Origin of the sequence: Nostoc sp. UCD121, assembly GCF_014222285.1 — a bacterium.
Classification (GTDB): domain Bacteria; phylum Cyanobacteriota; class Cyanobacteriia; order Cyanobacteriales; family Nostocaceae; genus Nostoc.
This window is the reverse complement of the sequence record NZ_JACKZS010000083.1, coordinates 1-8,214: the sequence shown is the minus strand read 5'-3', so window position 1 is coordinate 8,214 and position 8,214 is coordinate 1. Positions and strand designations below refer to the sequence as shown.

At 37.0% G+C, this 8,214-nt stretch carries 6 protein-coding genes and 1 pseudogene; all 7 read left to right on the top strand.

The window, feature by feature from the left end:
- The first annotated feature begins 308 nt into the window (after positions 1 to 308).
- The gene (locus GNF10_RS18425; RefSeq protein ID WP_185593158.1) at positions 309 to 446 is read left to right on the top strand and encodes a microviridin/marinostatin family tricyclic proteinase inhibitor; all 138 of its coding nucleotides are present in this window, start codon (positions 309 to 311) and stop codon (positions 444 to 446) included.
- Between the two features lie 292 nt (positions 447 to 738).
- The gene (locus GNF10_RS18420; protein WP_185581684.1) at positions 739 to 1,746 is read left to right on the top strand and encodes an MvdC family ATP-grasp ribosomal peptide maturase; all 1,008 of its coding nucleotides are present in this window, start codon (positions 739 to 741) and stop codon (positions 1,744 to 1,746) included.
- Positions 1,747 to 1,805: 59 nt separating this feature from the next.
- Complete coding sequence (locus GNF10_RS18415) at positions 1,806 to 2,783, top strand: MvdD family ATP-grasp ribosomal peptide maturase (protein ID WP_185581683.1); 978 nt, start codon at positions 1,806 to 1,808, stop codon at positions 2,781 to 2,783.
- A gap of 209 nt (positions 2,784 to 2,992) precedes the next feature.
- Positions 2,993 to 5,089, top strand: a complete 2,097-nt coding sequence (locus GNF10_RS18410) for a patatin-like phospholipase family protein (RefSeq protein ID WP_185581947.1) — start codon at positions 2,993 to 2,995, stop codon at positions 5,087 to 5,089.
- 128 nt (positions 5,090 to 5,217) lie between these two features.
- On the top strand, positions 5,218 to 5,622 hold the full coding sequence (locus GNF10_RS18405; RefSeq protein WP_185581946.1) for a hypothetical protein: 405 nt from the start codon (positions 5,218 to 5,220) through the stop codon (positions 5,620 to 5,622).
- Between the two features lie 298 nt (positions 5,623 to 5,920).
- Positions 5,921 to 7,966, top strand: coding sequence for an ABC transporter ATP-binding protein/permease (locus tag GNF10_RS18400; protein WP_185607196.1), 2,046 nt, complete (start codon positions 5,921 to 5,923; stop codon positions 7,964 to 7,966).
- A gap of 28 nt (positions 7,967 to 7,994) precedes the next feature.
- Positions 7,995 to 8,214 (top strand): annotated as a pseudogene (locus GNF10_RS18395) (hypothetical protein); the annotation flags it as partial.

Genomic DNA, 8,214 nt, shown 5'->3' with positions numbered 1-8,214 from the left:
CACCAGCCCCGCTCAACAATGTCGGCGATCGTATCATGTGCCAATGGGCTAAGTTAAGAAGACTGGAAAATATAGGGACTACAAGGATAATCTAATCAAATAAAATTGCTACAACTTGATATTGATTACTTAATTATGATAAAAAATTAATAAATTTATCTTATGCGCTTGCTTAAGTTTCCTAAATTTCTTAACTTTCCTAAATCCTGAGAATGATTGCTTCTTAACTGTCTTAACTGATCTTGAAAATATATTTAATTACTGATATATCTGTAGTTGAAAAAATAATTTTCTTCAAGGAAAACTCTATGTCTAAAAAGACAGTCAAAACAGTTGATATTGCAGCGTTACCATTTTTTGCGCGTTTCTTGGAACAAGCTAGTGAAGGTGAAGGAACAGATGTTCCTTGGACTTACAAATTTCCTTCAGATTTGGAAGATAAATAATTTATTTAGTCTTCTACATCTGAAAGTACCTTTCTAATCAGGGAAATATCTTGTAATTGGCTTCATCATGATTTAATAGAGTAGCAGTTATAAAATAACTAAAAACTACTCTTGAGAGATGCGATGGCGCAGAGCGCCTGCCGTAGGCAATCGCTTTCATATTGCCTTTTCCAAAGATGGAGGTGATTGCTTTTTGTAGCCCCCTAAATTGTTAAAAAATTTTTGGGTATCGAAAGCAATTTCTTTGCTAATACTTAATAGCTACCTCCTGAAAATATGATAAAAAATATTTATGCACCTGTCTCGTGACGTTGTTTTATTAATTACCCACAGTGGTGATTTCTTCACAATAGATAGAGTGGCAGAAGCCTTATCAAAAAAAGGTGTGCAACCATTTCGTCTAGATACTGATAAATTTCCTCTAGAAGTGCAATTAACAGCACATTTTGATAAGTCTAAAAGCTACCACACTATAGAATATAACAACCACTCGATCAGCACAGAGCAGGTGCAAGCTGTATGGATGCGCCGTATTTGGGAATCACAACTGAGTCAAGAATTAGCGCCAAAGTTCCGAGAAGCTTGCTTTAGAGAATCACAAGCAACTTTAGATGGTTTTTGGGACAGTCTCAAAGAAGCTACGTGGGTAGATAATTTAGAGCGGATAGATTATGCAAATAACAAGCTGCGTCAACTGCGGATTGCATCTGAAGTAGGTTTTGTTATCCCCCAGACTCTTGTTACCAACAAAGCCCAAGCAGCACGAGAGTTTTTCGGGCAAGTCAACGGCAAAATGGTGAGCAAGCTCTTAACTACTCTTTCCCGGAGTATGGAAGCTAACTCCTCGTTTTTTCTGTACACCAGCATCGTCAAGGAAGAAGACTTAAAAGATGCCGAATCACTGCGTTATTGCCCAATGGTTTTTCAAGAGCAAATTCCAAAGCAACAGGAATTACGGGTGGTGTATGTGGATGGTAATGTATTTGTGGGGGCGCTAAATGCAGATGTGTATGCAGCAGCCAAAGTTGATTGGCGTAAACCTGGTGTTGATATTGGCGTATGGCAACACCACCAGCTTCCTGATGAAGTAATTCGTCGTCTCAAAGCCTTTATGGGGAAATTTGGGCTGTTATTTGGAGCGTTAGATTTCATCGTCACACCATCAGGGGCATACGTCTTTTTGGAAATCAACCCTCTGGGGGAGTGGGGAATGCTGGAAAAGGATTTAAACTTACCGATTGCAAGTGCGATCGCAGATACTCTACTTCAAAGAAAGCATGATCAAAAATTTAATATTTGATACTAGCCTGTGGTAAGCCACCTAAAGGGTGTCTACATACTTCACACTTCATACTTTTTATGACCGTATTAATAGTTACGTTTAGTAAAGACAACGAAAGTATTCCTCTAGTCATCAACGAAATTGATGCTAGAGGAGAAAAAGCATTTCGGTTTGACACAGACAGATATCCTACTGAAGTCAAGCTAGATATTTACTGCGGCGATACTGAACGGGTAATTATTACTGATGGCGAACAGAAGCTAGATTTGAGTGAAGTCTCCTCAGTTTGGTATCGGCGGATGCGCTACGGACAAAAAATTCCCGACTCAATGGACAAGCAATACAGAGATGCGTCAATTAACGAATGTCGCGCCACAGTCAGGGGTATGATTGCCAGCCTTCAGGGATTCCACTTTGATAAAATGTCCAATGTGGATCGGGCTAATAATAAACAACTACAATTGCAAGTTGCACGAGAAGTTGGTCTTATAACTCCACGCACTCTGACTTCAAATAATCCAGAAACAGTTAAGCAATTTGCTCAAGAGTGTAGCCAAGGTATTGTTACTAAGATGCTTTCTTCCTTTGCTATTTACGATCAGCAGGGGCGAGAAAACGTTGTGTTTACCACTCCAGTTACAAATGATGATTTGGAGAATATGGAAGGACTACGTTTTTGTCCGATGACCTTTCAAGAAAATGTGCCCAAGGCGCTGGAGTTGCGGACAACTATTGTTGGACACCGCGTATTTACTGCCGCAGTAGATTCCCAAAGCTTAGAAGGATCTACTTATGACTGGCGCAAAGAGGGGAGAGCCTTAGTTAAAAATTGGCAACCCTACGACTTGCCAGAAGATATTGAGAAAAAACTGCTCAAACTGATGGCTTATTTTGGCTTAAACTATGGAGCAATCGATATTATTGTCACGCCCGATGGCCGCCATGTATTCCTCGAAGTTAACCCAGTTGGGGAATTTTTTTGGATGGAGATATATCCACCACACTACCCCATTTCACAGGCGATCGCAGAAGTATTACTGACTAATAAAAATTAGAGTATTCAGCTTTGCACATTTTTATTGTCCTCTATTTATCCTATAGCTACTCAATTAAAAAACACTTTTCAGTAGAATAAAGTAGCAATTTTACGTCTATATCACCTACCACTTTGAAACTTGTTAGTAAGATTTATTTTATAAAATTTATTGAGATTAAATTCCTTAGTTAAAAGTAAAAATTATTAATATTTGGAGATTAAATCCTTGTGATAAACCTAGTAAATACACAAACAGTTTTGACATTTGATGGGGTAAATGATTATATAGATTTTGGTAGAAACGATATTGGCGGCGTTTTCGCTCAAGGGAGTTCAGCTTTTACGGTTTCAGGGTGGGTAAATCCATATCAACTAACAAATAAAGCCACTAGTTACGGGACGCGTAATGTATTTTTTGCCCGTTCTTCAGAGAGATTCAGCGATAATTTTGAATTCGGCATCAGTGAAACAGGAAGCCTAGATGTCTACATTGATGAAAGTGTTAGCAAGGGTATCAAAACCTTTGGGCAAGGAGAATTAACTGTAGAAGAATGGCACTTTTTTGCTATTGTTTTTAATAGTGGTCAGCTAACCGTATATCTTGACGATCGTGAATACAGCGATTCTCTCAGAGGCTCATCTTTAAACAAAGCGACAAGTTCTATAACTCTGGGAGCAACGTTACACAAACAAGTATATTTCAAAGGACAATTAGCAAATATTAGCGTTTGGAATTCTCCCTGTACTCAAGCACAAATTCAGACTCATCGTTGTGGGCTAATAGTCGGAGATGAAGAAGGATTAGTGGCCTACTGGAAATTAGACGAAGGGCAAGGTACAACTGTCAAAAACCAAACTGGAAAATCTTATCAAGGAAATTTTCGTGGTAATCCTATTTGGACTTTAGCAGAAATTCCATTTGCAACACAATCACCAAATCCAATTCCATTTGCAGCAGAATCATCCAATCAAGAAGATATAAAAGAAGAGATCCAAACTGAGATAACAGTTATTCCTGAAGAAAATATCTCACCACTAACTACAAGTTTATTAGCAGCAACGGTATCGTTAGTAAGCGACGACGAAAACCAGCCAAAGGAAATTCAACAGGCAGAAACAAACAACGAAGAATCTGAGATTATTCCAACTGCGATCGCTCTCAGTCCATACGAAGAGGAAACGAAAACAGACAAAATTGAAAATCCCGCCAATATCCAACAAGCACAAATATTAACTCAGGAGGAAATGCCAGAAACTATGAATACAAAAGCCAGTCCCAAATATAAAATACTTTCCATTGATGGAGGCGGTATTCGGGGCATTATTCCGGCATTACTCCTATCAGAAATTGAAAGGCGGACACAAAAGCCTATATTCAGTTTGTTTGATTTAATTACTGGCACTTCCAGTGGTGGAATTTTAGCACTCGGACTAACTAAACCCAGATTAGGTTCGGATATATCTGATAACTTACCAGTGGCTGAATACACTGCTGAGGATCTCCTACAGTTCTTTATTGAGTATGGGGTAGAAATATTTTATGAGCCGTTGTTTGAAAGACTACTTGGCCCGTTAGAGGATATATTTCTCCAGCCAAAATATCCTTCTGAAAGCAAAGAAGCAATTTTCAGCCAATATTTTGGTAACGCCCTTATAGAAAATAATCTCAAAGAAGTTTTTGTAACGAGTTACGATATCGAGCAGCGAATTCCCATATTTTTTACAAACAAACTAGAAAAGCAGCAAATAGAATCTAAGAATTTTCAAAAGTTATGTGGGGGTTTTTCGCTTTTAGATGCAGCATTGGCAACTAGTGCCACTCCGACTTATTTTGCTCCTCATCGAATTGTAAACCCCCACAATAGCGGTATCGCCTATACTTTAATTGATGGTGGAGTATTTGCTAATAATCCAGCCCATTTAGCTATTTTAGAAGCACAAATTAGTAGTAAACAAAAAGCTCAAAAACTCCTCAATACAGAAGATATTTTAGTAGTTTCTTTAGGTACAGGTTCGCTTACGAGTGTCTACCCTTATAAAGAAGTCAAAAATTGGGGACTCTTGCAATGGGGAAGACCACTTTTAAATATTATGTTTGACGGTAGTAGTGAAGTGGTAGCTGGAGAATTAGAACAGTTGTTTGAACCTACTGATAAAGAAGCTCAAAGTTTTTATTATCGCTTTCAAACATTGTTAGATAGTGAACTAGAAGAAATAGATAATACCAAACTCCAAAATACTCGTCAGCTACAAGCTATAGCCCATCGATTAATATCTCAAAAAAGTCAACAAATCGATGAACTTTGTAGTCTTTTGTTGGGCTAAATCAGATTTCTTACATCTTGCACCAATTAGTTGGTGCAAGATGTAGGATTTTTAATTTCTTCACAAAAGAAATTAGTAATGACTCTCTTAGTCATGTTTTCACTTTATAAGGATTGTAGGTAAGTACAATGGATGAACTCGTCAAAAAAATTTCTGGTTTAGGACTTCCTGGCATACTTTTCGTGATCGCAACGGGTGCAGCAGGGGGCAATGTCGCCGCCGTTGTTGCTATGCTTTCAGCGCTGGGAGGGCCTTTTGGCCTCTTAGGAGGTTTAGGCTTGCTTGGTCTGGTAGCCGTTCTAGGGGAATATATAGCGGGATTTGGAATTGAAAACATTCTTAAGCTCGTCTATACAGAACGTAGCAAAACTGAATCTGTCAGATTTCTTCTCAAAGAAATTCAAGAATTGCCCATTTCAGATGAGTTAAAACTCAAACTGAAACATCATATTAGCCCAGTAGTCGTTACTGAGCCTGACCAAGGCCCTTTTCCGAGAACAGTCGAAATTGTTGATGACGAACCATTGACCTAGTGCATTCGATTTGATTTGTAAATTACCCCCTTTAATCCCCCCTTGTAAAGGGGGGAAAAAAGAAATATAGTTCCCTCCCCTTTACAAGGGGAGGGTTAGGGTGGGGTAAAATCAGGTGAGTAAACTATTTCAGACTTGTGTATGCACCGTATTTAGGGCAATCTACAAATCTCGAATACAAAACCATAAAAGTTTTCAGACATTCTCTAAAAGGAAAAATGGCCTTTGAGTCTAACTTAATTCTCAAAGGCCATTTCAAAATTCCTAGTGTAATTAGTGACGGCTATATTTTTAGAATATGCAAACTCCATCTGTGCGTGAGCAAAATACAACAAATCCTTTTTCAGTCTTGATTCAATTTTGGCAAGATGTGAAAGTAGTTGCTCAACCTTATTGGTATCCAACAAAAGCAGAAGGAAGAGCATTTTCAGATGTGATTCGCTCATGGGGAATGCTCATTTCCTTAGTATTATTAATAGTCGTAATCGTCGGTGCAAATGCTGCAAATAGTTACTGGAATCGCTATGTAATTGATATCGTTATTGAACAGAGAGATCTTGATAAATATAATAGTACTTTATGGGTTTCCAGCCTCATTATTGTTGGCATGGTATTGTTAGTAACTCTTTTGAGATATGTCAGAAAAAAAATAATTTTTGACTGGTATAACTGGCTAAATTTTTATGTTTTAGAAAAATATTTAAGCAATCAAGCTTATTATAAAATCAATTTTAAATCTGATATAGATAATCCAGATCAACGCTTATCCCAAGAGATAGAACCCATTACTAGTATTGGCTTGAGATTCTCCTCTTCTTTACTAGAAAAATCTTTAGAAATGGGAAGTTCTTTGATAATTCTCTGGATGGTTTCTTCACAAATCGCAATTTATTTAATTATTTATACAATTATAGGTAATTTAATAGCTATTTACTTAAATCAAACAATAAATAAAGTTAACCAAGAAGAACTTGCATTTAAAGCAGATTTTGCTTATTGCTTAACTCATGTTCGTAATCACGCTGAATCAATCGCTTTTTTTCAGGGAGAAGATGAAGAATTAAATATAATTAAACGCAGATTTAATAACGTTTTAAAAACTGCTGAACGCAGGCTGAATTTAGAGAGGGGACAAGACGCTTTTAGCAGAGCATATCAGTCTGCTATTAGCGTATTTTCAATGTTTATTCTTACACCCTTGTTTCTTCAGGATAAAATTGATTATGGACAAATTAACCAAGCTAGTTTTGCTTGCTTTATGTTTTCTAATGCTCTAGGAGAACTAATATCTGAGTTTGGAATTTCAGGGCGATTTTCTAGCTATGTAAAACGTTTAGCAGAGTTTTCTGATGCTTTAGAAACTGCTAGTAAACAACCAGAGAACGACAGTACTATTAAAATTATAGAAGAAGAACGTTTAGCTTTTGAGAATGTCACTTTACAAACGCCAAATTATGAACAGGTGATTGTTGAAAATTTGTCAGTTGCTGTCCAAGCAGGCGAAGGGTTATTGATTGTTGGCCCTAGTGGTAGGGGTAAAAGTTCTTTATTGAGAGCGATCGCTGGTTTGTGGAATGCAGGAACTGGTCGTCTAGTGCGTCCTCCTCTAAAAGAAGTATTATTCTTACCCCAACGCCCTTATATAATTTTAGGGACTTTGCGCGAACAGTTGCTCTATCCTCACACAGATAGGAAAATGAGCGATCGCGAACTTGAACACATTTTGCAACAAGTTAACCTACAACACTTACTTACCCGCGTAAATGGCTTTGATACGGAAGTTCCTTGGGAAAATATATTATCCTTAGGAGAACAACAACGCCTCGCTTTTGCACGGCTATTAATTACACATCCTAGTTTCACTATCTTAGATGAAGCAACGAGTGCTTTAGATATAAATAACGAAGGTAATTTATATCAACAGTTACAATCAACGAAAACAACTTTTATCAGCGTTGGTCATAGAGAAAGCTTATTTAATTATCATCAATGGGTATTAGAGCTTTCGCAAGGATCTAATTGGCGACTTGTTTCTATGCCAGATTATCAATTGCAAAAAGGGATTGTTATTAAACCATCAGAAAAGCAGCAAATTACGATAGATATTTACCCAAAAAATGAACTCAAAATGAAACCAGAATCAGCAGCGATGTCTAACGACAAGACGCAAAGCGTCTACGCCACGATTATAGGACTTTCTCATAAAGAGCTTCAGACATTAACAGATTATTCTCTTAGTACTATTAGAAGCAAGGCTAGTCAAGAAAAGTCTGTGACTACTAAGGATGGTGTAACCTACTGCTATAATAAAAACCCAACGGTATTGAAATGGGTAAAAGTTTAGTAACTATTTGTATATTTAAAAATAAGTGATGCTATCTAGAAAGCAAAAACAATTAGTTACTTATGAATCTATTACGATTTATGAAACACATTACAAATTTCCTACTTTAAAAAATCCCAAACTAAAAAAAGTTCAAAAAAAAATTAGAAAATGCCAAACCTTAATTAAAGAAGGTACTAAATATCCTTCTTATTTTTGGGGAGTAATTAAATGGAAAAAAGAAATTAGTCAAGAACAAACTTTAGCAG

Coding starts and splice junctions, on each gene's coding strand:
- GNF10_RS18425 (WP_185593158.1), top strand. CDS start 309: ATGTCTAAAAAGACAGTCAAAACAGTTGATATTGCAGCGTTACCATTT.
- GNF10_RS18420 (WP_185581684.1), top strand. CDS start 739: ATGCACCTGTCTCGTGACGTTGTTTTATTAATTACCCACAGTGGTGAT.
- GNF10_RS18415 (WP_185581683.1), top strand. CDS start 1,806: ATGACCGTATTAATAGTTACGTTTAGTAAAGACAACGAAAGTATTCCT.
- GNF10_RS18405 (WP_185581946.1), top strand. CDS start 5,218: ATGGATGAACTCGTCAAAAAAATTTCTGGTTTAGGACTTCCTGGCATA.
- GNF10_RS18400 (WP_185607196.1), top strand. CDS start 5,921: ATGCAAACTCCATCTGTGCGTGAGCAAAATACAACAAATCCTTTTTCA.